Here is a 26,429-nt window from a genome sequence, read left to right as displayed (position 1 = left end):
CAAAGCTGTACTAAGCAATAACAGCTGCTTGTCGCTCTCGCTTTTGCACTTCTGCCCGGACTAGGGGAATCACATCACGACCGTAAGCGATCGCATCTTCTAATGGATCAAATCCTCGAATCAATAGAGTCGTTACTCCAGCATCATAGTAATCCACAAGGGACTCTGCCACTTGCTCCGGCGTACCAACGAGGGCGGTAGTATTACCATAAGCACCAGTAGCGGCAGCAATTGGAGTCCACAAGCGCTTATCAAAAATTTCGCTTTCTTGGGCAAACTGTAATAAACGACTGGAACCCACTGCTTCGGGACGTGCTGAATTCAAGCTGGGAGCTATCGGCGGTTGATTGTCTGTTTTTGCCGCCCTAATTTCTTTAACACGCGACAGAATTGAATGTGCCCGTTGCCAAGCCTTTTCCTCAGTATCGCCCAAGATTGGCCGCAAAGATACACTGAACCGTGGCGATCGCCCTGGTGGTGTTACAGCTTTGACTTCAAGTATCCGTTCTTTAATTGCTGCAATGGGTTCTCCCCACATAGCGTACACATCACTGTGCTTTGCACCCACAGGTACTGCGGCACCAGAAGCACCTCCAAAGTACACAGGTATATGGGGCTGTTGCAGAGGCTTCACATCTGAGTAAGCATCTTTCACCCGATAGAATTCGCCCTCATAGTCGAAGGGAGTATCACTCACCCACACTCGGCGCACAATATCAAGGTATTCATCTGTACGGCGATAGCGAGTATCATGGTCAAGCCAATCACCATCGCGTTGTTGTTCAGCATCGCTGCCACCTGTAATAATGTGTACGGCGATGCGACCATTAGTAAAATGATCCAAAGTTGCTGTCTTGCGTGCAAAAAGCGTAGGAGCCACGAAACCAGGGCGATGAGCGATTAAAAACTTCAACCGTTCTGTTGCAGCCGCCGCAAACGCTGCCACAGTTAAGCTATCGGGGCCAGTTGAGCCATAACCAACCAGCACGCGATCAAAGCCACCATCTTCATGAGCCTGAGCAAACTTGCGAACATAAGCAGCATCTATGGAACCGCCCGTGATTGCAACTCTTGGCCCATCTAACTCAGATATCTGTCGCGTTCCAATCATTCCAATAAATTCAATTGGCATGGTGCATCTCTTTTTATATTGGGAATTGGGAATTGTTCTCCATTTATCTTTTCTACTTAAATAGTTGGAGGTAAGAAGACATAGTGAAATTTCTGTTTCGGAATATTCTTTTTTCCAATACTTTTAATAACAGATCCTTGCCCGCACCAGCTAGATTAGCAGCAAATTTTTTACATACAAATAGGGCAGGTTTACTCATAGAGGAATCGCTATGCATTGACCCGAATAGCGCTAATTAATAAACTATGAAGGTATTTGTTGAGTGTTGTGGCAATAAAAATAATAACTTTTTGAACTGGGCCAACAACTTTTTTTTACTCCTTTGATTAAAGAAAAGATAAGAATGAGAGTCTAAAAGTCAACTCCAGCACTCTCATTCTTACCACTCACTAGGGATTTTCAAGGATAGATCAGGCAATCTTGTGAAGTAATCTCACAATAATTCGTTGGATAGGTTTATTGTGCAGTTTTTTAGCTGTGATATTGACTTCCGCAAGTACGGCAAATCGGTCGGATAACCGTTGAATTGACTACAAGCAAAAATTATCACATACAAATTAAAAAAGCAATGGGCTAGCCCTTTCAAAGTGAGTAAAAATTTTGGTCAATAAATTCCTCTTTAAGCTCTATACTCTGTGTCCTCTGCGCCTCTGCGGTTTAAAAGTATTTTTTTAACCACAGAGGCGCTGAGAGCGCTGAGAAAAGATAAGAGATTTTACGAGTCATCTTGAAAGGGCTACTGTTAGGGCAGACAAAGCTATACTTTGATTCTTGGGAGTTCCGTCAAAAGGGCGTAATTGCTTTTAAATACAAGGTTTTTTTTAACTGTGGATGCTCAAAATGAAGTTCTCTAGCGTGTAGATGTAAGCGACTGGTAACTGCATCGCATCCATAAAGGCGATCGCCTAAAATAGCAATCCCAAGTCCTCGCACATCAGCCGCATGAACTCTCAATTGATGGGTGCGTCCTGTTAGCGGCGTAAATTCTATGCGGGTGTAATCTTGTTCTCTCGATATTACTTGGAAGTTTGTCAAGCTGGGTTTACCGTTTTGCCAATCAACTTTTTGATAAGGGCGATTTTCAGGATCTCTCCACAATGGCAAGTCAATTACACCTTGTTCAGCGATCGCAACACCTGAAAGTATGGCTTCATAAACCTTGTGAATCTGGCGTTGCTGAAACTGCTGGCTGAGTTGCTTATGGGTTTGGCGATCGCGTGCTAATAACAAAATCCCAGAAGTTTCCTGATCTAGGCGATGCACAGATACAAGCGCCATACCATCTGGTAACAGATGACGTAAGCGACTCAAAACACTATCTTGGCGATCGCGATAACGCCCAGGTACCGAAAGTAATCCAGCAGGTTTGTTTACAGCAATTAACCATTCGTCTTCATAAATAATCGGTAAAGTGACCTCTCCCCAAACCCCTCCCCTGATAGGGGAGGGGCTTCTTACTCCCTCTTCCCTTGCAGGGAAGGGGGCTGGGGGGTTAGGTCTTAACCCTGAGAGCAAAAACCCCATCAATGGCTGACATCGTTCAATACACGCGCCATAAAATTCTCCCGGAATTTTATCCTGATTTACTGAAGACGCACCCCACCAAAACTCCGCCATTGCTAGTGGTTTTAAATTATGTGTTGCCGCATAATGCAGTAACTTTGGGGCGCAACAATCACCTGTGCCAGTGGGCGAACCTCCTGGCATCAATTGCTGTAATGATAGCGATCGCCCGGAAAAATTAGTCAGGCTGTAGGTAGCCTGCATCTGAGCTTGTAATTGTCGGGATAGGGCTTTACGCTCTTGTTTCAGTTCGCTAATTCGCGCATCTGTTGCTGCTATGAAACCCTGGAGAGGCTGTAATACTTCATTTTGTTGGCGTTTAAGTTGTCGTCGTTCAATTCCCTGCTGACGACTTTCTTCATCGAGTTGTTCAAGGGCGATCGCGAGTGCTTCTGGAGTGAGCGTATTGCAGATTTGCTGACGTTTTTCCTGTCGTTGGTGTTTGCAATGACGATGGCGATCGCTCATTGCTTGCAATTGTCGCTCAAATTCATCAGATAGGGTTTTATACTGCTGACGTTCAGTTAATTGCTTCAGACTAAGGATTTCCTGCTTAATCTTGTCCAACTCAGCTAAAGTGCAGGCTTCCTCTAAAGCAACTTCGTCTCGTCCTGGAATTGGTGGAACCCAACCTGCAACCAAACTGCAACCATTCAAAAGACCGGAAAAGGCTTTCAGCACCCGTTGTTCGCCATTAGGCAGTTCAACCAACAGTATTCCATACATCTTACCTTCACGAGAATAACAGTCATTCTTTGCAAGTTGTTGCATGAGTCCGTGAGCGATCGCTTCGGACATTGAGGTGCGGGGTAATCTTAAGCAATCGCCACTTTCAAGACAATGCCCTTCGTACCAATAACTCGGAGATAAATCGCTGACAGCAAAATCGCAGTCGATGAAATCTGAAAGTGCGTGCAGAACTACCATACAGCGTTTATAGGAGACTTTTAACTAGCAAAGACAAAATTTATATTTAATTTTGAGAAGTCAACGGTAAGAAACTTGTTATTATCCAAATTTAACGAAGGAATCAATGTAGACAGTTTACTAGTTACATCAGATAATTGATCAATTACACTATCAGGAACATTGCTTATGTAGATATCAGAAGCACCACCGAATATTGTCTCTAATTGTACTGGAGCTAGCCCGTGCAGAAATATTTCTACATCAATAGAACGTAAGTCAGAAATTACTATTTTAGCCATTACATTACTTTTTTGAATCAGAATTTTTTTGATTTCAACATTGCAAACTGTTCTCTGATTATTTACCAGCACTCAGAGTCCAACAATCATTAATTGAGTCAAAAATTTTCTTGTTTCGGTTCATCTTATTTTTTGAGGAGTTGGTTTGACTCTTCAATTTTTACACTATCAACTATAATTTCAATAGTTCTTATATGAAGCTTTTATGTTGAAAAAATATTTCATATAAAGATTTAATAAAATAATTATCTCTATGTATAAATTTTCAGGACATAATCAAATTATTTTTGTCTTAAAATTAACTGTCAAAAGTGAGATATTTAAACTTATATAGTCTAAGATAATGACTTGCTATTTATCATTAAATACTATACTGTATAAGGACTTTCTGCATTTTAACTGTGCTATATACAGACGTACAGAAAGAATTACACTAGCGATGAATATATAAATCATTTATCACTTATATCGTATTAATTATTTCTCGGTAATTTGACAACGTAGATTAAAAACTACTAGATAAAAAGCTAATATTTTGAGACAAAAAAAAGTCAAATATGTCTTAATAGAGCCTAAACAAAAAATAAATTAAAATAGGTTACAGTACTTTACTAGCTAGCTTTCACGTCAAGAGAACTTCAATATGAAAGAGACAACCTTTACAGCCATGCCGCTAGTGTAAACGCATCTAAAGGCTAATAATCCTTTCATAGTAAAGGTTTGCGAGGTTTAGAATTTAGCCAATTTTTCATCAAGATTCTTATCCAGCAAGGGTTTTAGAAATCCTGTGAGTTCTCCCTGATCAGTACTTTAGTTCTTTGCTTGAAGGTAAACAAGATCCCAAATTTGAGAAAAAACTAAATTACTGCTCGAATTAATAGTTTTTTTCTTAACTCCTAGAGATTTTAAAAATCAGATTACACCTGTTTTGATTAATCATGTAAAATGAAATTGCATTTATATTGTGAAAGGAAATAAAAACATGCCAAAAATAGTAGTTTTAAGTTTACACTATATTAGTGTAAAGGCATTGCAAGACAATCTAAGTCCTACAGAAGTATCTACTGTATGGGGAGGTTCTCCGTACATTTATATATCCAATAACAGTGACTCCGTAAATATAAATAGCACAGGTACAGGAGACATTAAGCATGTAGGGACAGGTGGCTATAGCATTAATGATAGTAAGTTCAACACTATAGACTATTCAAGGTCAAATTACAATAATTTTGGTGTAATGTACGTAGGTTCGATGGGGCACTAAGGCAAACGCATTTAAGAGGATGTTTGAACAGTTATCTTTTCAGTATCAAAAGTTTTAGATACCTCTGAATTCCCCTTGCTAAAGGTGACTTTAATTCCGGTTCCTCTCCCTTAAAAAGCTACGGTGTACATACAATTCTTTTAGAGTTGCCCCAAAGGTTTTAGATCCCCCACCCCCTTTTTAAGGGCGGTAATAAATGTCAAAATCCCCCTTAATCAAGGAAGATTTAGGAGGATCACGCGATGTTTTGCTTCGTGTGTATAGATGTGTGTACTTCGTAGCCTAAAAAGATAGATTAAGGGGCATATAGTGACAGTTAAACACTTTTCAATAAAATCCTGAACCACCAAATAGTCTAATGGCTAAAATAGTAATTTTTAACCTTTGTCTAGATGATGTAGAAACATTTTGCAATCCCCTATATCTAGTGCAATTAGATACTATATTTGGGGGAGTTGATAACGTCTACATTAAAAATTTTAGTGATAGTGTAAATATTGGAGTAAGTGGCTCAAGCACTACAAATGAAGGTGCAAATTCTTATAACTTCCGCGACAATAAGATTTACACTATAGACTATTCAAGATCGAACTATAATTGGCTTCTTGTCCTGATGCAACTATAAAGTTAGTAGCGTCGCTGCCTGTTCTTCTTAAACCATTACCTTCTAATACCAATTTTTTATGAAGCTGCATAGAATTCGATCCCCCCTAGCCCCCCTTAATAAAGGGGGGAACCGGAAAAACATCTATCAAAGTCACCCTTTTTAAGGGGGATTTAGGGGGATCAAGATATGTGCAACTTCATATTAAATTGGTATAAGTTAATTAATTTGTAGAGCAAAAAATGGCTCATAAAATCGAGATTGAATCTATCATAGGGCGATATCCATTTTACTTGAGGCGATCGCCTCAAGTAAAAAAGAGATAGAGTTAGTGCGGATGCTGTGGTGATTGAGTCTACAAATTTGAGCGTCGATGAGTCTCTGTTAATAGGTGAATCTTTCCTATCCGCAAGCATTCAGACGACATCAGACGGACAACAAGCCAAATAATTTTCCTGAAAAACAACATGACTTTAAATTTGCATTTTTGGCACTGGTAGACATGTCTGACTCGGTACGTTCGACTGTAGCGCCAGCAATTGCCGAGGTTACACTGCTGATATTTGGGTTGTGATGTTAACTAGCAGGAATCGATGAATCACTCTCTGGTGGATTGTCTTGTGCTGGTGGAAGCGGTTGTTCAGATGCGTTATCTTCTATAGTTGTAGATTCTGCCTCTTTTGTCATACCATGCTGCTCTTGCCCTCTAAGCCCAAGATATGTTGCAGCACTGATTCCTTGAAGTGTCAAAAGTGTTTCATCAAATTCCGGCATTGCCAGATTTTTAATGACCTCCCAAACAAAGAAAAGCCCAATCGCAACTGTCCAAATAAATGTTTGAAAGCGGTGAAAGTTAACTCCATTAATATCCGATAATATATCATAGAAAAAACCTTCAGAAACTCGTTGACTACCTTTTTTATTTCTCTCATTTCCCTGTCCATCAATTAAGGAAGTACCAAACGCAGTGATAGAATTGATTCCCAATAATATTAGTGATTGTTGAGTCAAAATATTGGTATAATCTCCTGTTATGCCATAGATAATCAGGTAAGAGCCAAAAATGAGAAATGTCCAAAAAGCAAGTTGAGATATCGATAAACTGAACGGGTTTTTGTTTAGTTTTTTTCTACCAAGAAAAAATTGAGCAATTCGGGTTTTTCGATCTTCTTTTTCAAGTTCCGCCTTTTCTGGAATCAACAGTTCTTGGCCACCAATCACCTCTTTTTTAGAGTAAACCCCTTCTATTCCAGGGCTACGAAGAGTGCTTCGGCAATACCTAATGAATATTAATATAATAGACAGCACTAGAAGCAGACACAGCCAAAATCGCCACGATAACAGAACTATTTTTAATTGAGGAGGTGATAGAGGATTGCTCACCGGAATCGCCAGTTTTCTGGGACAGCCTACCCCCGCTATTACGTTAATACTGTATCTATTTGCCTGGCTAAGAAGCGTATTCCATGCAGCTTGAGACGAGTCGGTACGTTCAAGCCGAAAAGCTAACCAATTATCATCAACAATTTTTTGTTGATCTTTACCCGGAACCATGACGATGACTGGTTCTCCGTGAACATCCTCTAGTTCATAACCATCCAGGTACAACACTAATTGTCGAGGATCAAATGAATTGCTGGCATTAGCCGTTGTATTTTTGATGGCTGCTGATAATCCTTCAACTCTTACCCTGATGCGATCGCCCATCTTAACTAGATTACGACCATTGTCGGCAATGACTTGTTGAGTTTTCAGACCAGGAGGCACTGAACATATCTGAGGCGATGCAAAATTTACAGAAGGGCCATCTGAACTATTTTGAGCAATTACTGCAAAGTTGATAGAAACAATCAACAGAAAGACCAACAGAAAAATAGCAGTAAATCTTTTAACATTTTTATACATCGCTCGGTATTCCACCAACAGTGATTACTATGTCGGTAGTGTAACCATACTTGAGTCATTCCGTATATTAAAAAATTTGTCTGAAAAATAATACCTCTGCCAAAGAGAGGATCAAGAGAAAGGAACTGGCACCTTTGTCTTTTTGTGTGATTGCATGGCGGCAGTCACATACCATAAAAGGTATTTATTATTACTAGTGTGTAGGCAACCTCTTTGGATTAAGGGGAAAAGGTTTGAATTTACCCCTTCCCCAAGCGATATGTTGCCAAATTTAAACTGTCAATGTAAAACCCTTGAATGTCGCATCCAGAATATTATTACCTAGAAGCTTAACTTGAATTCCTCCAATGACTACAGCCATAACTGCCTCAGACACTTCGCGTTCTTCAACTTGATTGTCAGGCTGCAAGTCAATAATTGCGATCTTGGACATATTTTTGCTTAATATTTTCTAAATTCCAGCAAAATTTTCATCTAATTAACTAACAAGCTCATCAACCAAAAGTTATAAGTCCAATGTTTCCAACTTTTTTAAACAGACATTAGTGTAATTCAAATATAAAGCTAAGGAAGGTCAAAATTATGACTGGTACATGCGGACTCACGCTAGGCAAATACGCACCTCTGCACAAAGGACATCAATTGGTGATTGAAACTGCTTTAGCAGAGATGGATGAAGTGCTGGTGATGATTTATGAGTGTCCAGAGGTGACTGCGATTCCTTTAACCGTTCGAGCTAACTGGCTGCGGAAAATTTATCCTCAAATCCAGGTGATTGAAGCTTGGGATGGCCCAACTGAGGTTGGAGACACTCCTGAGATTAAGAAAATGCACGAAGATTACATCCTGAAACAACTGGAATCAAAAAAAATTACTCACTTTTACTGTAGTGAATTTTACGGCGAACACGTAAGCCAGGCACTAGGAGCAGTTAATCGACTTGTGGATTGCGATCGCAAAACTTTTCCAATTTCAGGAACGCAAGTCAGAACAGACACTTACGCAATGCGGGAATATTTACATCCTGATGTATACCGCGATCTGATCGCTAACATTGTTTTTCTGGGCGCTCCTTCAACTGGTAAAACCACCATTGCATCACAATTAGCTAAAGAGTACAACACTGTATGGATGCCAGAGTACGGGCGCGAGTATTGGGAAAAAAATCAAATCAACAGACGACTTTCGCTCTTGCAACTTGTGGAGATTGCCAAAGGGCATTTAGAACGTGAAGAAGCCTTATTATTGCAAGCAAACCAGTACTTATTTACAGATACCAATGCCTTGACAACCTATCAATTCTCGTTGTATTACCACAAAACTGTTGCCCCAGAGTTAGCAGAACTTGCCCATCAAGCCATATCGCGCTATGATTTAGTGTTTTTTTGCGATCTAGATATACCCTACGATGATACCTGGGATCGCTCTGGAGAAGCAAACCGTAGCATATTTCAAAAACAAATTGAAAGCGATTTAATTGTGAGAAAAATTCCATTTTTTCGCTTGTCTGGCGACCTCATGACACGTATTAGTATTGTTAAAAAAGTATTGTCTTGTTACCAGAAGTATGCCAACTTAGGAGAGCTATTTTTCAATAAAATTATTTTATAAAGTGTATCAATATGCTGGAATTTTGGAGCGTAAATACTATAGCATTCAATCTGATAGGATATCCCATGAGCTACATAGAACTCTTGGGAACTGTCTTTTATTTATGGTCAGCGTGGCTAATTTCTCAAAGGAAAATTCTGACTTGGCCTGTTGGGATAGTAAGTGTATTGCTATATATGGCGCTTTTCTATCAAATCCGTTTGTATTCGGATTTTTTAGAACAAATCTACTATTTAGTTGTTAGTGTATATGGCTGGTGGCGATGGAGTACACCTGATTCTGGTAAAGTTTTGCAGATTCGATATAGTCCACCACGTAAAATTGTTTTGATTGCGGCAATCACAGTAGCAATTTCGTTTGCAACGGGAGCTTTGATGAGTCAAATTCACCTGTTACTCCCTGCAATATTTACAGAAAAAGCTTCTTTTCCTTACTTAGATGCACTCACAACAATCATGAGTTTTACTGCTATGTGGCTCATGGTGCAAAAAAGGATTGAAAGCTGGTATTACTGGATCATCGTTGATGTTATTGGTATTTGGTTGTACTACGTTAAAGAAGTTAAATTTATTGCTTTTCTTTATGTAATTTTACTGTTCATAGCAATTAACGGTTCAATATCTTGGCTAAAGACAGCCAAAATACAGGATTAAAAACCCCTGTATATATTTTCTATTTCGTAGTGGATGTTTGAAAAGTCCTCTTATCGGTATCAAAAATTTTATACCCCCCTAAATCCCCCGATCAATTGGGGGACTTTGATTCCGGTTCCCCCTTTTTTTAAGGCTAGGGGGGATCTAAAGTACCTAAAGTCACAGCGAAACACTTTTCAAACGACCTCTTAAACAGCGTTAATTCTTTGCAAACCAGTGTAAATATTAAATCGTTCACCCCGCAGAAATCCAATTAAGGTAATCCCGAATTCCTTGGCTACAGATACCGCCAAACTACTGGGAGCAGAAACAGAACAAACAATGGGAACTCCAGCAGTTGTAGACTTTTGCAAAATCTCAAAACTAGAGCGTCCACTGACCAGGACAATACAATTATTTAAAGGTAATTCGTCACTAAGAAAAGCTGTACCAATCAATTTATCTAAAGCATTGTGCCGTCCAACATCCTCCCACAGGTTTAACAAATTACCTTGAGTATCGAAGATAGCCGCAGCGTGCAAACCTCCTGTAGCTGTGAAGATACCTTGAGCAGCTCGGAGCTTATCAGGTAGGCTGTATACGATCTCAGGTGTTACTGTCGGCCCAGAAGGAATCACTGGACATCCCCGCAGACGCAAAGCCTCAAGACTAGCTTTACCACACACCCCACAGGCGCTACTAGTATAAAAATGACGCTCCAAAGGCTGTAAATCTGGAATCAACCCATCCCGCAATTCTACATTTACAATATTATGGCGTTGCTCACCATCTACTAATTCATCAACGCAGTAGCTGATACGTCGGATATCTTCTCTGCGGCTAACGACTCCTTCACTGTAGAGGAAACCAGCTGCTAGTTCAAAATCGGCCCCTGGTGTCCGCATTGTTACAGCTACCGTCTTCTGGAAAGGAACAAGACGAATCTCTAAAGGTTCCTCAGTAGTGAGATGATCTAAACGAGGCCGTACTTGACCTTTTTCCACTACCCAAACAGTGGCTTTGGTTTTGCTTTTAGTTGGCATTGTCAAATTTATGTAAGAGTTGGTAAATCGAAATTTTGATACTAATCTGGGAATAGAGTAATGCTATTTGTATATCAGATGTCTCTTTGATTCTCACTAACTACTTTGTGCAGTCGATCTAAATCGGGTAGGTTTCTATTTAGGAAGTAAAATGAACCTAATATTTTTGGCTTTTAGAAAAATTTTATTTGCAATAGTCTTCGTGATTTCCCTTGGTTTTGCAGGATATCTAGTGAGTAATAACATTAGTCAAAGAGTAATTGAAAAATCTTTTGCTAAACAAGTCATATCTACCTCCACCGTTGGAAAAAGTTCTCAGCTACAGACACTTTTAAATGAGATAGTTGCAGAAGAAAAAATCCCCGGCGCAGTAATGTATATTTCTACACCTAACGGTTCTTGGGTGGGAGCCTCTGGTGTCAATAACTTGTCAACTAAAACTCGGATGAAACCCACAGATGGCTTTTCCATTGCCAGTATGAGTAAAACTTTTATGGCGGTGGTGGTGCTGAAATTAGTGGAGCAAAGGAAGATAGAATTAGATCGCGCGATCGCAACCTACTTACCAAGAGACATCACTCCTCATATTGTCAACAGCGACAAAATTACAGTTCGTCAACTACTCAACCATACCAGTGGTGTTGCTGAATACCTTAATACAAAAGAGTTTATTCAAGCTACTGCCAAAAGAAGCCGCTCACAGCCTTGGACAGCCAGAGAAGCTATTCAGTATATGTACCAGGAACAACCGCAGGCAAATCCTGGAGAAAAATTTATTTATACTGATTGCAACTACATTCTTTTAGAACTGATCGTTGAAAATATAACTAGGGAAACTCTCGCACAAGCAATCCGCAGTCAGATTTTAAAACCATTAGGGTTAAAACACACCTTCACGGAATTGCGCGAACCGACAATTGGAAAAGTAGCTACAGGTTATAGCGATCGCAATAAGGATGGTAAGTTAGATAGCTACGCCGAAGTCAATGATGGCAACGGTTTAGGAGATGGTGGATTGGTTTCAACAGCAGAGGATTTAGCCAAGTTTGCTAAAGCGTTATTTGTCAAAAAAAGCTTACTTTCCTCGAAGATGATGAAAGAAATGCTGAAATTTAAAGATAATGGCGAAAGCTATAGTTATGGGTTAGGTGTAGAACGGTTCTCATCTCCTTTGGAAACAGCAATTGGCCATAGTGGTATAGCTTATGGCTTCACAACATTGCTGGCATATCTCCCCAATCAAAATACTACTATAGTAGTGCTGCTAAACGATCAGGGTGTTGATATTAAATCAATAGCTAGGACAGGTTTAGAGGTTATTAGTAATAAATAAAAAGTAATTTGGCACAATAAAATCAAACTAAGCTGTTGCGCCTTTAATTTGCACTAATATTTTTTCAATATGATTGTGGGGTGGGCATTTTGCCCGCCCTGATAATGCAAGTTGTATACGTAACAGCTTATATAAAGAAAAATGAACAAAGAAAAATGAACTAGCTACCCTTACCTTTACCCAAAATTTCAAGCGTTTTCTCTTTGGCGTTAAAATCACGCACATTTAGATTGACTATTGTGATTCTAAGATTTAATGTCACCGCACAGGGTAAGGCATTCAGCGATGAAGGCGGCGCTTGATGTCAAAGGCGGAAATATCAGAAAGGTGCAAAATTTGAGCCGCGAATTTTCCTGCAATGACTTTTAGGTAATGGGCTTGTCGATTTGGAGGTCTGCCAGAAACTCAATGAGCAGTCTGTTTACTTCGACTGGGCGTTCTTGTTGAATCCAATGACCAGCACCAGGCAGCAATACCTTTTGTCTCAGATTGGGCACGTTCTGCTCCAAGGTATCGAATGCTTCACGGTACATTGCGATCACTGCATCTGCTTCTCCCGCCACAAACAATGCCGGCTGGCGAAGCTTTGCGCCGCAAAGAAACGGTGTTAGTTCCCACATAGAATCTATGTTGCGATACCAGTTCAACCCGCCCCGGAAACCAGTTCGCTCAAATTCAGAAGTGAAAAAGTCGATATCCTGGTCTGTTAACCAAGGGGGAAGTTGCTCCGGTACAGAAGAAGTATTCAGTAGTTTCTCAGACTTACTGAACAGGAAACGCCAGCGTTTTTCTGGTGGTGGATCTCCTGATGCAGAGTAGAGGATTGTACGTATGGCGGCGCGAACATCCGACTCAAGTTCCACCTCAGCTTTACCTGGTTCTTGGAAGTACAGTTGATAGAATTCCTGCTCCCCAGCCATCAACTTCATTGCTTGTGTCGGTCGAATGTTTGACGAAGTGCGGGGTCGATAGGGCACACTCAGCAGGGAGATAGCGTGGAAGATGTCTGGACGGAGTAGGGCACAATGCCAGGCAACCACGGCACCCCAATCGTGTCCAACAATGATTGCTTGCTCCTCACCCAGCGCATGAACCAGACCAACAATATCACCGACCAACTGGAAAATATGGTATGCCTCAATTGGTTCCGGTTGGTCAGTCTGCCCATAACCGCGCTGGTCAGGTGCTACTGCATGGAATCCTGCTGAAGCTAATGCCGATAACTGATGTCGCCAGGAGTACCAACTTTCCGGGAAGCCGTGACACAAGACTACCAGTGGCCCCTGCCCCTGTTCGGCAATATGCATCTTGATGCCGTTGGTTTCGACTTCACGGTGAGTTACTGAAGTCATGTTTCCTCAATTCCTTTTTTATGGTTGAAGCAGCTGTTTTTATGTTGGCAAATGAACTGTTTGGGTAAAAAAGCCTGATGCTGCCCTCACTGAAAACTAATTAATGGGGCTGATCATTAAGAGAGTGAAAAATTGCCTTTTGTTTCTTCTCTGGCTCTTGACAATACTAAAACCATTATCCAGCAGACGGGGGTCAAGGGGAGCATCTCACTTTTATAAAAACACGTCTGCCCTGGCGAATGGAATAGAGCCTCCGGCACGCTGACGCGCTAAGCGAAGCTATGCCGTTGGCGCAGCCTCTCGTTCGCGTTAGCGTCTCTGAAAGAGAAGAGAAGGCTTTACGCGGCTATACAGACAATAAAATTGCTGATTACCAATAGCATCAGGATTCATAATTATTGGCAAGCAAGTATGGTAATTCAATAATGACTTCGGTTTTTATATTTAATTGCGAAATAACTTGAATACTTCCTTGATGATTTTGGATAATCTGATAGCAAACAGTTAAACCTAAGCCTATACCTTTACCAACAGATTTAGTAGTGAAAAAGGGATCAAATACTTGGGAAATATTTTTATCATCTATACCTATGCCATTATCAATAATTTTAATTGCCACACTATTTTTAGTATCTTTAGTTTGAATTATAATTTTTTTATCCAACTGTTCTGAATGCAATTCCAAAGCATCTATCGCATTTAGTAAAATCTGCATAAATACTTGATTTAGTTGTCGAGGATAACACTCAATTAAGGGAAAATTGTCATATTCTTTAATTACCTGGATAACTGGACAATCATGATGAGGATTCAGACGATGCTGTAGCAGCAACAAAGTACTATCAATTCCTTCATGAAGGTTAACTTTTTTGATCTCGGCTTCATCATGCCGAGAAAAATTTCTCAAAGAGAAAATAATCTCTTGAATTCGATTAGCGCCTGTATCCATAGAAGCTATAATTTGAGGTAAATCTTTTATTAAATAATCAAGTTCAATTTTTTCTGTATAGGTTTGAATCTCTGGATCTGAATAGCGTTGCTGATACCTGAAGATGAGATTGAATAAATCTTGAGTATAGTTGTTGATGTGAGTGAGATTAGCATAGATAAAATTAATGGGATTATTAATTTCGTGGGCAATACCAGCAACTAGATTACCTAGTGAAGACATTTTTTCTGTTTGAATTAAGTGCGATTCTGCCATTTTTAAATTATCTAAAGCTGTATGCAATTGTTCAGTTTTCATCTCTAGTTCCTGATTTTTTTGTAAAAGCTCTACTGTCCGCTCTTGCACTCTTTCTTCCAATGTTTGACGAGCTAGTTCTAATTCTTGAGTGCGTTGCGCTACCCTTTGCTCTAAATTATTGATTAGGGTTGTGAGAGAATTAGCCATTTCCTGGTAAGCATTAGCCAACTGCCCAATTTCACCACCATTTTTAACATTAGGAATGGGGCTACTCAAATCACCTGCTGCTAAAGTTTTACTACGCTTTGCAAGTTGGATAATTGGGTTACTAATTTGTTGAGCTAGTAAATTAGCAATTAACACTGACAGTAGCACTGCTAAACTTAACCCCAACCAAAACAAGCGGGTAAGAGTTAGCTTCGCCTCCTGAAAATATTTTGCTACAATTTGAATCTTGACAATAGCAATAGCCTTATTACCAGAATATATGGGAGCATAAATTGTATTTAATCCCAAATCTGGCTGAATCCGATAGACAGAGTGCTTTTGAGAAATATTTGGTAAAATTTGAGAATCAAAATAAGTTTTTTCCCAAATGTCTGGTTTCCAATCATAACTACTAGAGACGAAAAACTTTCCATCTAAAGAAATTATTTCCAGTCTGGTCGTCGGCTGGGAATAATTTAAAAATTGTCGGAGCCATACTTTATCCATTAACTGTCCTGCAATTAAAGTTCCGAATGGCTTTCCAGTTCCATCACTACGGTAAATAGGTGAGCCTCCCAACAATACTAATCCTTGTGTCCCTGTATCAATTAACTCATGAGATAATTTATTCTGGTTATTTAAATATTTGATTTTTGCTTGTACTATTGGGAGATTAGATATTTGATTTCCGGCAGAGCCAAGTATCTCTTTTTTTTTGGACTGAATCACCTTCACTACATCAAGATCAGTCGTGAATAATAGTTGAGTAGAAACTTCTTTTTTTATCCACTCCCGATCTGAATGTTGAACTGCATTATACAAATCAGTCCAATTAGCATAACTAGAAATCAAATTTGCAAGTCCCTTTTCTGTAGCAGCTGTATATCCACGAAAAGCTAAAACTTGATCATCAAGGCGAGTTTTTTCTAGTTTAATGAGTGGTTGTTCTACTAATTGCCAAACTGCACTGCTCAAAACGAAAACTGGTAATAAAGATGCTCCAAATGTAAAAACTAGAATTTTGGGTTGAAGTTTTTGCAAAAATTTTAGTCTTTTAAGGTTTATCATCTGCAAATACCTTTGACGAATTATCTGGGATTTTTAACACGCTTGATTTAAGCAATGCAGATGTCATCCTAACTTACCAGAAAGAGGGAAAGGGAAAATGGTGGTAAATGTTGCATACAACTATTTTAGATTCCTCCACAAAGTATAAAACCTATATTTTGGATAGCTTTTTGGTCAGAAGCAAATCGCAGCCGCAGTGAATTGACTCAAATTATTCAGGGACAAGTATAGTTAAGCTATTTTTAAATATTAAAAGAAAGTATATGCTCACATTTACTTGATTTGAATAACTATCTTGTGTAAGAAGGTAATAGGCAATAGGAAAGAAGGATTTTTGAGTTGTACGGAGTTTTTTCATGCAATCAAACATGAGTCCTATAACACTATATTTATTTATCATTCAATACGCTTGGGTTAGCCATAAAAACTTTAAACTGTGTAGGTTGGCTTAAGGAACAGAACCCAATATTAAGGGTTAATTGTTGGGTTTCGTTCATCAAGCTAACCTACGATTATCCTTAATTCAGGCGTATTTATTTATCGAACAGAATTCAGGAGTCAGGAGTCAGAATTCAGAATGAATTCTGTGCGAGTGGCGGATAGCGCAGCGTAAAGCCTTCTCTACGAGAGGCTGCGCCAACGGCATGGCTTCGCTTAAAGCGAGTCCACGAGCGTCTGAATAGCCGGGTTTAAGACCCCTACTAAATCTACGATTTGGTGGTCTTTAATCAGTCGCGGGTCTGAATCCCCGACTGATTTATTCTGACTCCTGAATTCTGACTTCTGAATTCTTCTTCAACATTGCAATAATTAATGTCCTAAAGCTTCGGCTTTTGTCCAGCCATACATATACTCCGCTCTCTCATTGTGCCCTTATGCTCTCTCTATAGGTATTTTTGTTTGAAGGCAACACGCGGTAAATTTACATCTAGTAGTCCACTAGACTAACTTTAATAGATGAATAACTTTTTAGTCAGGACTTTAATGATTGATTTGAACGCTAAAGTGCTTACTACGATCCTAGTAAACTTGGCTTGATAGACTCTATTTATGTTGTGCGATCGCGTTAGCTTTAGTAGATAAGTTAAATTAATAAAAAAGCTTGTATTGATGAATCAAAGCGTAAGTGTTGCTCCCAGCCTAGAAGAACACACCCATGAAAATCCTGTTGTTACCAAACAACAGCTATTTACGAAGCAATTAATTGTCCTTGTCTTGGAAATGCTTCTGGCATTACCTCTGGGTTTACTCCTCGCCAAGTTCCAAATTGGCAGGATTGCCTGGATATTTGGCGGGATTGCTGCTGGTACAGTAGTTCTTCAAGGGTGTCGAATTTTTTATCAATATTATCCTCAACCTAACCGCACTGCTAGAAAAGTGGGAATGGCACTTGTAGGCTTAACTGTCGGCGCTTCCAATACCCACGGTAATCTAGCTAGTGTTGCTTCTGGTATTCCCATATTTATTTTTCTGACCTTGTTTCTGCTGCTGAGTGGAAGTTGTATTGGTTATATGTATGCCCGCCTCAGCAAAACTAACCTATTGACAGCAATGCTGGCTACTGTTCCTGGTGGTGTGGGAATTATGGCAGCGATCGCTGCCGATTACAATAAAAATGTCAGCTTAGTTGCCCTAGTTCAGGCGATTCGCGTCACTTCAGTAGTTGTTTTGATCCCCTTCATCGCTAAGACATCAGCCAGTAATTACTACCCGCAAACGCTCCCAATCAACCCTGATTGGCTCAATCTCGATCCATCTCAACTAGAATTACTCTTGTTAATACTCCTAATCACTGCATTAGTAGTTTATCCAGCTATATTATTTAAAATTCCCGCCGGCGATTTCTTTGGTGCATTGTTAATTGGTATCGGGTTTAATCCTCTGCTACATTGGCTGCCTTTTGTGGGTGATATTAGTTTTAGTCCGCCGCCTTTAATTAACTTATTGGGTCAAATGCTCCTGGGAATTACCATTGGTGAGTATTGGGGAGATAAACCCAACTTTCAGAAGCGGACTGTCGGCTATGCCTTGATGTCTGTAGGGATGACCCTCATCGCTGGAGCGATCGCTGCTATACTTGCCATGCAATTCACCTCTTGGGACTGGTTAACCTGTTTGCTAGTCACAGCACCAGGAGGATCGGCAGAAATGATCTTGGTTTCCCTGGCATTGAATCATAATGTTGAAATTGTCACAACTGGTCATTTAGTGCGACTAATTGCGATTAACAGTTCCCTACCTCTTTGGGTGTTTTTGTTTCGCCGTTTAGATGAGCAACTTTCTGAATCAGTTTAATTGATGAAGGTATTGGGAATTGGGAATTGGGCATTGGGAATTGGGCATGGGGCACTGGTACTGAGCGCAGTCGTACTCCTTTGGAGAAGCATAGCCTCTCGTAGGGAAGTATGGGGCATTAGTTTTTGACAAATGACAAATGACTAATGACTAATGACAAAAATGCAACTTGAATGCTGGTTAGCTTATCCTTTTGTTATCCAAACACTAAGGATGCTTTAGATGGTTGCTCAAATCCAAGAACTTGAAGCGCAGCACTGGGTTAAAACTCGTTCTTCCCTCGACCCTAGCGAATCAACTTTCCTGATTTGGAAAGGTAAGATTTATGCCTTTATCCCCGGCGAGAAAAGACAACTTCTATTTAAAATGCTGGGATTGAGTGTTAGCCGATGTATTCCCACAGCAGAGGGTAGCTGGGATTTTACTTCCAGGGAATTAACTTATTACCTCAACCCAAAAACCGATGAAGTCTTACGCAAGTGGGAGAATCCTTGGACAAGTGAGACAGTTCCGGTAATCCACGTCGCCAATAATCCAGTGCAGGGTAAGTTTGAGGGAAATTTCCCTGCACAAGTAGATGGTGACAGCACAACCTTCGTTTTTGACATATTTCCCTATTACCCCAATCCCCTAGCAGACGATCCCAAATTTGCCGAATATAGCCCAAATCCAATTTATCAGGCGGCAGAATTGTTTAAATTAACAGTGCCAACCACAGATTTATTTAACTCAGCGCTTCCCTCGGTTTCTGAACTCAAACTGAGTTGGGATCGGATTGGTCAATGGCTTCCCTGGATGAAAATGGGCGATCGCCCCGGTCAACTAATCTACAGTGCTGTTGGCAGCAAAGTCAATGGTTTAACAGAACTGCCCCCATTGCTGCAAGACGAAATTAATAACCGTATTCCTCTATATAAACAAGCCCCAAAAGCATTGAGCGATGGGGAAGATATGACTTCCTGGTTGTACTTCCAAAAGCACTTTCAGTCTTATTTAGCTGGTGAAACCTTCCCGCTTCCCCAAGCAGAAGAATTGTAACTGGAGGACACGCGAAGAGAGATAATTCAGAGTTTGGTAACTATATCTATATATAGATAAACGAGAGTTAGATAAACCTTTCCTGCTTTAATCCAATACGATTCAGTTAAGGGCTACTGGCAAAAATTTGGGTTTTTCGAGACGCGATAAATCGCTGTCTCTACAAGTGTTTTGGTCTTATCTGAACTGTATTGTGCTTTAACCTTGTGTTCCAATTTTTCCCTCTCCGCCTCGGAGAGGGACAGGTTTTGCGTAGTAAAACCAGGGAGAGGTCTTTTTATTCAAATCTAGCCTCTTGTCCTAAACAATCAAATAGATGTAAACCTAACCGTTGGGAAAGTTCTTCACACACCTTCACCCCGCGCACACTATTACCACGCACATCTAGCAGTGGCGAAAAAACCCCAATACCCATCTTATTGGGTACAACCGCGATAATCCCACCACAAACTCCGCTTTTTGCCGGAATCCCAATTTTGTAAGCCCACTCACCTGCAAAGTTGTACATTCCACAGGTGTACATCACACTCAAAATATCTTTGATGTAACGCTTATCTACCGCCTGTTCTTTGGTGATGGGGTTCATACCTTTGTTAGCCAGAGTAGCCGCCATCACTGCTAAGTCTTCGCAATTCACTATCACAGCACATTGCTGGAAATAAAGATCCAGCGACTCTTCAATATTCCGGTCAATCATGCCAAAGTTGAGCATCAGATGCGCCATTGCACGGTTGCGATGTCCGGTACTGCGTTCTGAGGTAAAAACTGAAATGTCAACGAATACGTCCCGGCCGATATATCGCTTGTACATATCCAGCATTCGGTTAAGACGTTCCGTTGGGCCGGAACCTTTGATTAAGCTAGTGGTCGCGATCGCACCAGCGTTTACCATTGGGTTATAAGGTCGCTTCGATTGCTCATCTAAAACGATCGCGTTGAATGCATCGCCTGTCGGTTCTACGCCAACTCTAGTTAAAACGTAATCGAGTCCATGATCTTCTAAGGCAAGTCCATAAGCAAACACTTTGGAAATCGACTGAATGGTAAAAAGTTGGTCGTAATCGCCAACTTTGTAAATCTGACCATCTACTGTGACAATACAAATGCTGAACAAATCAGGGTTTACCTTTGCCAATTCTGGAATATATTTCGCTACTGCACCCTCTTGCAGTAACTTGTACTGAGAATGCAATTCCTGAAGAACAGCTAATAATGGCGATGAATCTATTTCTAAATCTCTTTGATTTACTTGGCTTGTCATCACGCTGATAGCACTCCCCAAAATACTCACTATATATAGTAGGGGTGCAGCCGTACATACCTACAGCCGCAAAGATTTTGTCAAAGATAGCTTGCTCTAAAAAATCATCTTTGAGCAATTACTTAGTACCAAAAATGGCTGTTGTTGTTTTTGATACCACCAAAAATTGATCTACAAGCGATCGCGAAGATTTCCTAATTTTTTCATCATTAATCACGAAAAATATTAAGTTGAGTATACTTCTTTATTTTATACTCAGTAATACGGTAATCAGGAGTAATATTTATCACTTATCTACGTTGAGTTATGGGGAATAAAAGTCATGATTAATCTAAGTAGAAAAAATATCTTAAACTCAAACTAATTTGCATAATTATTGTAGATGTAACTCATATCACGACTTATTCATAGGGAAATCTAAATATTTTATTAAATAAACGATTTTAAGTATTTATGCCGATGCCATTTAATTAAAGTTATATTATCTTCTTATAGGAAATAGTGAAAATACATGTTATCTATAATACACGAGTAGTAGTGAGCCTTTAGAACAGAAGTCAACAGGGTGTCGTCATTTTGGCGTGCAAGAAGCGTAAAGTTTTTTGAAGAAATTTTTGAGTTGCAGAAAAAAGCGTTACATAGCCAAAGTCCGCCTTTGAGAAAGGTTTCACCCTTAAATTTGGAACTTTAATTTGATTGAGCAGTCGATAATTACGCTAAAACCCTGATCCCCAAGCCAAAAGGTTCGTGTTAGTCTGTTGCGAGTTATAAATAACAAAGTGAAAACGGAACGAGTTCGAGTTTTTCAGAAGGGAAATCACTTTCACGAGTGAAAAATCCCGCAATTTATAAAACTTAAAGTTCTACAGTCGCTTTCAAAAACGGACGCATGAATCAAAGACATTTGTGGATTATTGTTGCCCTGTCTATGGCTGTTTTGGGCATACCTTCAGTCGGTTGTACTCAAACCACCAAGGGAAATGCTCTAGCATCCCAAAAATCACCTGCCCCTGATGTGGTTAAGGTGGGAGAGTACCAATCCAGAGCAGGGAGACAAACCTTGGATGCTGTGATTACAGAAATTCATCCTCACAACATTAGAGGACGTAAGGCGGCAACCCTTTTTATCCGAAATATACCTGTTCTCACCTTTTTGAGTTCTGTATCAAATACGAATTTTGAATCTAAAAAAGTTGGTGCAATTGGAAATACTGGGGGCGTACAAGAGTACGCCCTTATTTCTAGCAATTCACCAAAGGCACTGAATGCTGATGACGTAACAGATGTGAGTAACCAGATTAGCTCCTCTGACAATGACCCGGTTCAGATAGCTGGTGTAGTAGCAGCTAAGATCAACCAGTTGAATCGGGAAAGTGTAGACGGCAGTAAAATTACCGTCAGTTGGAAAGCAGGGGAAAAATCTAATGCCAATCAAGCACAAAACAAAAGCGCTCCCTCCCGGCAAGATGGCGATCGCTATGTAATCAAAATTAATGGCGAAGAATTGGTCGAAATCAACGAAGCTACACGACTAGCACAGACCAATCCCACCAAAAATTTGGCAGAAGATGCATTGCAAGCAACTAATCGCCTGCGGAGGCTACTAGGCAATGCATCTCCCCTAAAAGAAATTGCTAATTTACCAGTCCGTCAACCAGTCTCAATACCAAAGCTGCCTCAACAGATTGCCGTTGGAGTAGTGCAAGCCACTTTGAGAGGCATGGCTTCTTATTACGGCTATGACGGTTCTGGTACTCAGACTGCAAGCGGTCAGAGATTTAACCCAGAAGCAATGACTGCCGCCCATCGCAGCTTACCCTTTGGTACGCAAGTGCGTGTAACCAACACCCGCAACGGTCGTTCTGTAGTGCTGCGAATTAATGACCGAGGCCCATACATTCGGGGTCGAGTCATTGATGTATCTGCTGGCGCGGCTCGAATTTTGGGAATGATGGGTAGTGGTGTTGCACCAGTACATATTGAAGTTTTGGGAAAATAATCGAGTAGGTTACAGGTTACAGGTTACAAGGAAAAGATTATTCCCTATCACCTGTCACCTATAACCTTTCCCCTAAATCCAATTCAAGTTCCGTATCACTTAATTCCCCTAGTTCAATCAACTCTTCCCTCTGTTTCAGATATAAACTAACGGGGGAGGGATCGATAAGAACTAGGGGTATTTTTTGTGCGCCTGCTGACAACAGTCGCAGCTTTACGCTGCTATTTAACTAAACGCTGCTCAGAAAACAAGCTGATTGCGGTTACTGAGGATCTAAGACTAGATGAGATAACTGGCTGGTATCAGACGGCAGTCGGTCTAGTACCAACGATGGGGAATTTGCATCAAGGTCATTTAAGCTTGATCCAACGGGCGCGGCAAGAAAATTCTACGGTGATTGTGAGTATTTTCGTCAATCCCCTGCAATTTGCTCCTAATGAGGATTATCAACGCTACCCCCGGACTTTAGAGCAAGACCAAAAACTTTGCGAACAAGCTGGGGTAGATGCCATTTTTGCACCGACTCCTGAAGAGATGGCAGTTCCCCAGAAGAGTATACAAGAATCAAAGGTTACACAAGTTATACCCCCATCTGCTATGATGACAGGCTTGTGTGGTCGTTCTCGCCTGGGTCATTTTCAAGGTGTCGCTACGATTGTTACCAAGCTTTTCAACTTGGTACAGCCTGACCGTGCCTACTTTGGTCAAAAGGATGGTCAGCAACTGGCAATTATTAAACGCTTAGTAGCTGACTTAAATTTGCCAGTAGAAATTGTTGCTTGTCCAACAGTGCGGGAAGCGTCGGGTCTTGCCTTCAGTTCTCGTAATCAATATTTGACTGCAACGGCAAAAGAACAAGCGGCAGCATTATATCGCGGCTTGCAACGGGCTGAAGCTGCATTCATTGCAGGCGATCGCAATAGCAACAAGTTGATAGCAGTGGTACAGCAAGAAGTGGCAATGGTCAGCACAATTTTAGTGGAATATATTGAATTAGTTGAACCGACTACGTTGATGTCTTTAGAAAAAGTTGAGGAGGAAGGAATGTTGGCGATCGCAGCTCGTCTTGGTTCTACACGTTTGATTGACAATATCATCTTGCGCGATCGTCAACCCATCATCGCCATTGATGGCCCAGCCGGGGCTGGAAAATCGACAGTGGCGCGACAAGTGGCAGCAAATCTGGGTTTAGTCTATTTAGATACAGGAGCAATGTACCGTGCTGTCACTTGGCTTGTACTGCAAAAGGGGATTGCTATTGATGATGAGTGTGCGATCGCTGAATTAACTAACCTGTGTAAAATTGAACTTACTCCTACCCAGGATTTACAATCGTCCGTGCAGGTTTGGATTAACGGTACTGATGTTACCCAGGTAATTCGCACTATTGAGGTAACATCTCAAGTATCTGCGATCGCAGCCCAAAGCGCTGTCCGTCAAGCACTGGTTAAACAACAACAAAGCTGGGGTAAAAAAGGTGGTTTAGTCGCTGAGGGACGAGATATTGGTACTCACGTTTTCCCCAATGCCGAAGTCAAAATCTTCTTAACTGCTTCTGTGAGTGAACGCGCCCGTCGCCGCCAGGAAGACTTTAACAAACAAGGTCAATCCGCAATCAATTTAGAGCAGCTAGAACGAGATATTGCCGAACGTGACTGGAAAGATAGTACACGCAAAGTTTCACCTTTGCAAAAAGCAGCAGATGCCATTGAAGTTCAAACTGATGGTTTGGATGTGTCTGAAGTCACGGCACAAATTGTTAACTATTACCAGCAGCGTTTATCTCAGCGCTAATCACTGCTATTTACTGTTAACTTTTTAGTTTCAAAGGGTGGTGGGTGAGTGATTATTCACTTACCATCCTCAAAACAATATTTAAAAATAAGATAATTTCATCAGTGATTTATTAAGCCTTAGTTTTAAGATTATTTAAGTATTAAATCATCTCGCTTTCGACTGATTTACCACATCGCAATTAATCCTACTAAAGATAGAAGTATTAAAGCTTTAATTGCTAAATGCTAATTACAGATTGGACTTTCGGGACGAGATATTAGCCATTTTTATTTATAACCGTGAATTCATAGCGATTTGACTTATCAGCGAAGTACTTTGTTTTCATCTTCACTTTATCTTCACTTTGGTAGTAGAATGACGATGTTAAGTTTTATGTTCCATCATTAAAGACATAAAACCTTAAAAATAAAAGCTGTTAATTTTCCAAGCTTCTGCAATAGCTTGAAACTGGAAACCGGTAAAGAGAGGATTTCACACAATGGTATTTGTACAGCCCCCGCTACCCTTCGACAAGAATGCTTTAGAGCCAAATGGCATGAAAGCTGAAACTTTCGAGTATCACTATGGTAAGCATCACAAAGCTTATGTAGACAACCTCAACAAGCTGACTGAAGGTACAGAACTTGCTGATAAGTCTCTGGAAGAAGTGATCAAAATTTCCTTCCAAGACTCCTCTAAGGCGGGAATCTTCAACAACGCTGCTCAAGTTTGGAACCACACCTTCTTCTGGAATTCCTTGAAACCAAATGGTGGCGGCGCACCCACTGGCGATCTTGCAGCCAGGATTGATAAAGATTTTGGTAGCTTCGACAAATTCAAGGAAGAGTTCTCTAACGCAGCTGCAACTCAATTTGGTAGTGGTTGGTCTTGGCTGATTGATGATGGTGGTACGCTGAAGGTGATCAAAACACCAAATGCAGAAAACCCTCTAGCTCATGGTAAGAAGGCACTCCTAACCTTGGATGTTTGGGAACACGCTTACTACATTGACTACAGAAATGCCCGTCCAGCGTTCATCAAGAATTTCCTAGATAACTTGGTTAACTGGGACTTTGCTGCTGAAAACTTGGCTAAAGCTTAATTAATTGCTGGTTTAAACTGAGTGCGATGCCTCTTAGTAAGCTGCTCCATAAGTTAATTTGCAAAAGTTGAAGCAGAAATTCCACCAGAAAAGGGAGAAATTCTTTTTAGTTTCTCCCTTTTGTATTTTTCAGTAGCAGGGTGGTTTCATACAACCAGAGAAAAACTAAAACTGGGTTTCAAAGCCTCTCTCCGTTTCGGGGAAAGGTTTGGAGAGGGGTAATAAGCCATGCCACAAAATAAGAAATTAATACTTATATATTTTTCTTTTTTCGTATGAAACCACCCTGCTTTTCTGTTTTTCAGTAGTGGGATGGGCATTGTCTGAATAAAAGTAGTGGCATGAAAATCAAAATTAGAACTTATGCATTGACAAAAAAGACTAAATATGAATGTTTAAAAAACCATTTGTTGTAAGGGCAATACCATGCGGAAAGCCGCTCCGCGTCTACATGAATTGCTTTTATAACGCGGATCTATTTACTATTAAAGAATAATTAATAAAAACCTGAAACCAAATATTTAGCTTATACACAACATGATTCTTTTGTACAGGGTGTAATTCTGAAAAATATAAAACATTATGGATAGTAAAGAACTAGCACAATACATCGAAGCAACGAATAGCATCACTAAACCTTGGGTATTGGTACAACTGCGCCTTAAGAAATTGCAAGAGCGTCGAGCCACCCTTACAAATGATGTCTACGCCAAAGAATTAGAAGATATTTACCAAGACTTAATGAATTTGGGTGAATGGTGGCGCGGTATTGAAGATGAGGTATTTTAAAGTGAGGAGTTATGACTTCTCCTAACTTTTAACTCTTGCACAGACGCTATTAATCGCATCT

The 26,429-nt window shown here is 40.3% G+C and carries 18 protein-coding genes; 9 read left to right on the top strand and 9 right to left on the bottom strand.

Annotated elements, in window-relative coordinates; translation table 11 throughout:
- Nucleotides 1-10: 10 nt before the first annotated feature.
- The 5 genes from FD724_RS03855 to FD724_RS03835 all read right to left on the bottom strand — a co-directional run bounded on the left by FD724_RS03855 (nt 11) and on the right by FD724_RS03835 (nt 8,109).
- On the bottom strand, nt 11-1,132 hold the full coding sequence (locus tag FD724_RS03855; protein ID WP_179071640.1) for an LLM class flavin-dependent oxidoreductase: 1,122 nt from the start codon (nt 1,130-1,132) through the stop codon (nt 11-13).
- Between the two features lie 783 nt (nt 1,133-1,915).
- Nucleotides 1,916-3,622: an RluA family pseudouridine synthase gene (locus FD724_RS03850; RefSeq protein WP_179071639.1), complete on the bottom strand. Its 1,707-nt coding sequence runs from the start codon at nt 3,620-3,622 to the stop codon at nt 1,916-1,918.
- Nucleotides 3,623-3,642: 20 nt separating this feature from the next.
- The gene (locus tag FD724_RS03845; RefSeq protein ID WP_147262565.1) at nt 3,643-3,903 is read right to left on the bottom strand and encodes a hypothetical protein; all 261 of its coding nucleotides are present in this window, start codon (nt 3,901-3,903) and stop codon (nt 3,643-3,645) included.
- Nucleotides 3,904-6,347: 2,444 nt separating this feature from the next.
- Nucleotides 6,348-7,676 (bottom strand): hypothetical protein, encoded by a 1,329-nt coding sequence (locus FD724_RS03840; protein WP_179071638.1) that lies wholly within the window; start codon nt 7,674-7,676, stop codon nt 6,348-6,350.
- A gap of 271 nt (nt 7,677-7,947) precedes the next feature.
- Complete coding sequence (locus FD724_RS03835) at nt 7,948-8,109, bottom strand: hypothetical protein (RefSeq protein WP_174710831.1); 162 nt, start codon at nt 8,107-8,109, stop codon at nt 7,948-7,950.
- 149 nt (nt 8,110-8,258) lie between these two features.
- Here FD724_RS03835 and FD724_RS03830 point away from each other — a divergent pair, with 149 nt between their 5' ends.
- Together FD724_RS03830 and pnuC are read left to right on the top strand one after the other, a co-directional pair.
- Nucleotides 8,259-9,287, top strand: a complete 1,029-nt coding sequence (locus tag FD724_RS03830) for an AAA family ATPase (RefSeq protein ID WP_179071637.1) — start codon at nt 8,259-8,261, stop codon at nt 9,285-9,287.
- 65 nt (nt 9,288-9,352) lie between these two features.
- Complete coding sequence (gene pnuC / locus FD724_RS03825) at nt 9,353-9,940, top strand: nicotinamide riboside transporter PnuC (protein WP_179071636.1); 588 nt, start codon at nt 9,353-9,355, stop codon at nt 9,938-9,940.
- Between the two features lie 188 nt (nt 9,941-10,128).
- Here the strand turns inward: pnuC and fdhD are convergent, their stop codons facing one another.
- Entirely contained in the window at nt 10,129-10,962 is an 834-nt protein-coding gene (gene fdhD, locus FD724_RS03820) for a formate dehydrogenase accessory sulfurtransferase FdhD (RefSeq protein ID WP_163930651.1), read from the bottom strand.
- Between the two features lie 151 nt (nt 10,963-11,113).
- Here fdhD and FD724_RS03815 point away from each other — a divergent pair, with 151 nt between their 5' ends.
- Complete coding sequence (locus FD724_RS03815; protein WP_179071635.1) at nt 11,114-12,295, top strand: serine hydrolase; 1,182 nt, start codon at nt 11,114-11,116, stop codon at nt 12,293-12,295.
- A gap of 365 nt (nt 12,296-12,660) precedes the next feature.
- Here the strand turns inward: FD724_RS03815 and FD724_RS03810 are convergent, their stop codons facing one another.
- Both FD724_RS03810 and FD724_RS03805 read right to left on the bottom strand, forming a co-directional pair.
- Nucleotides 12,661-13,647: an alpha/beta fold hydrolase gene (locus FD724_RS03810; RefSeq protein WP_179071634.1), complete on the bottom strand. Its 987-nt coding sequence runs from the start codon at nt 13,645-13,647 to the stop codon at nt 12,661-12,663.
- A 382-nt stretch (nt 13,648-14,029) separates the two neighbouring features.
- Complete coding sequence (locus FD724_RS03805; protein WP_179071633.1) at nt 14,030-16,108, bottom strand: ATP-binding protein; 2,079 nt, start codon at nt 16,106-16,108, stop codon at nt 14,030-14,032.
- A gap of 1,110 nt (nt 16,109-17,218) precedes the next feature.
- On the opposite strand from FD724_RS03805, the gene FD724_RS03800 reads away from it, so the two are divergent.
- Nucleotides 17,219-18,403 (top strand): AbrB family transcriptional regulator, encoded by a 1,185-nt coding sequence (locus tag FD724_RS03800; protein WP_179071632.1) that lies wholly within the window; start codon nt 17,219-17,221, stop codon nt 18,401-18,403.
- Nucleotides 18,404-18,625: 222 nt separating this feature from the next.
- A complete protein-coding gene (locus FD724_RS03795) occupies nt 18,626-19,441 on the top strand; it encodes a DUF1838 domain-containing protein (protein WP_179071631.1) in 816 nt (271 codons plus the stop codon).
- Between the two features lie 277 nt (nt 19,442-19,718).
- Here the strand turns inward: FD724_RS03795 and glsA are convergent, their stop codons facing one another.
- On the bottom strand, nt 19,719-20,702 hold the full coding sequence (gene glsA / locus FD724_RS03790; protein WP_179071630.1) for a glutaminase A: 984 nt from the start codon (nt 20,700-20,702) through the stop codon (nt 19,719-19,721).
- A gap of 889 nt (nt 20,703-21,591) precedes the next feature.
- Here glsA and FD724_RS03785 point away from each other — a divergent pair.
- The 4 genes from FD724_RS03785 to FD724_RS03770 all read left to right on the top strand — a co-directional run bounded on the left by FD724_RS03785 (nt 21,592) and on the right by FD724_RS03770 (nt 26,368).
- On the top strand, nt 21,592-22,701 hold the full coding sequence (locus FD724_RS03785) for a septal ring lytic transglycosylase RlpA family protein (RefSeq protein WP_179071629.1): 1,110 nt from the start codon (nt 21,592-21,594) through the stop codon (nt 22,699-22,701).
- 186 nt (nt 22,702-22,887) lie between these two features.
- Nucleotides 22,888-24,495, top strand: coding sequence for a bifunctional pantoate--beta-alanine ligase/(d)CMP kinase (locus FD724_RS03780; RefSeq protein WP_179071628.1), 1,608 nt, complete (start codon nt 22,888-22,890; stop codon nt 24,493-24,495).
- A gap of 481 nt (nt 24,496-24,976) precedes the next feature.
- Nucleotides 24,977-25,579: a superoxide dismutase gene (locus tag FD724_RS03775; protein ID WP_114084820.1), complete on the top strand. Its 603-nt coding sequence runs from the start codon at nt 24,977-24,979 to the stop codon at nt 25,577-25,579.
- Nucleotides 25,580-26,161: 582 nt separating this feature from the next.
- Complete coding sequence (locus tag FD724_RS03770) at nt 26,162-26,368, top strand: hypothetical protein (RefSeq protein WP_114084819.1); 207 nt, start codon at nt 26,162-26,164, stop codon at nt 26,366-26,368.
- Nucleotides 26,369-26,429 lie beyond the last annotated feature (61 nt).

Source organism: Nostoc sp. C057 (genome assembly GCF_013393925.1).
Classification (GTDB): Bacteria; Cyanobacteriota; Cyanobacteriia; order Cyanobacteriales; family Nostocaceae; genus Nostoc; species Nostoc muscorum_A.
Note: the sequence above shows the minus strand (reverse complement) of the source record. Positions and strands in the feature narration are given on the sequence as shown.

Excerpts from the sequence above, each read along its gene's own strand:
- pnuC (WP_179071636.1), top strand. The coding sequence starts at position 9,353 with ATGAGCTACATAGAACTCTTGGGAACTGTCTTTTATTTATGGTCAGCG.
- FD724_RS03805 (WP_179071633.1), bottom strand. The coding sequence starts at position 16,108 with ATGATAAACCTTAAAAGACTAAAATTTTTGCAAAAACTTCAACCCAAA.
- FD724_RS03800 (WP_179071632.1), top strand. The coding sequence starts at position 17,219 with ATGAATCAAAGCGTAAGTGTTGCTCCCAGCCTAGAAGAACACACCCAT.
- FD724_RS03815 (WP_179071635.1), top strand. The coding sequence starts at position 11,114 with ATGAACCTAATATTTTTGGCTTTTAGAAAAATTTTATTTGCAATAGTC.
- fdhD (WP_163930651.1), bottom strand. The coding sequence starts at position 10,962 with ATGCCAACTAAAAGCAAAACCAAAGCCACTGTTTGGGTAGTGGAAAAA.
- FD724_RS03840 (WP_179071638.1), bottom strand. The coding sequence starts at position 7,676 with ATGTATAAAAATGTTAAAAGATTTACTGCTATTTTTCTGTTGGTCTTT.
- FD724_RS03830 (WP_179071637.1), top strand. The coding sequence starts at position 8,259 with ATGACTGGTACATGCGGACTCACGCTAGGCAAATACGCACCTCTGCAC.
- FD724_RS03785 (WP_179071629.1), top strand. The coding sequence starts at position 21,592 with ATGAATCAAAGACATTTGTGGATTATTGTTGCCCTGTCTATGGCTGTT.
- glsA (WP_179071630.1), bottom strand. The coding sequence starts at position 20,702 with ATGACAAGCCAAGTAAATCAAAGAGATTTAGAAATAGATTCATCGCCA.
- FD724_RS03795 (WP_179071631.1), top strand. The coding sequence starts at position 18,626 with ATGGTTGCTCAAATCCAAGAACTTGAAGCGCAGCACTGGGTTAAAACT.
- FD724_RS03845 (WP_147262565.1), bottom strand. The coding sequence starts at position 3,903 with ATGGCTAAAATAGTAATTTCTGACTTACGTTCTATTGATGTAGAAATA.
- FD724_RS03770 (WP_114084819.1), top strand. The coding sequence starts at position 26,162 with ATGGATAGTAAAGAACTAGCACAATACATCGAAGCAACGAATAGCATC.
- FD724_RS03850 (WP_179071639.1), bottom strand. The coding sequence starts at position 3,622 with ATGGTAGTTCTGCACGCACTTTCAGATTTCATCGACTGCGATTTTGCT.
- FD724_RS03810 (WP_179071634.1), bottom strand. The coding sequence starts at position 13,647 with ATGACTTCAGTAACTCACCGTGAAGTCGAAACCAACGGCATCAAGATG.
- FD724_RS03835 (WP_174710831.1), bottom strand. The coding sequence starts at position 8,109 with ATGTCCAAGATCGCAATTATTGACTTGCAGCCTGACAATCAAGTTGAA.
- FD724_RS03775 (WP_114084820.1), top strand. The coding sequence starts at position 24,977 with ATGGTATTTGTACAGCCCCCGCTACCCTTCGACAAGAATGCTTTAGAG.
- FD724_RS03855 (WP_179071640.1), bottom strand. The coding sequence starts at position 1,132 with ATGCCAATTGAATTTATTGGAATGATTGGAACGCGACAGATATCTGAG.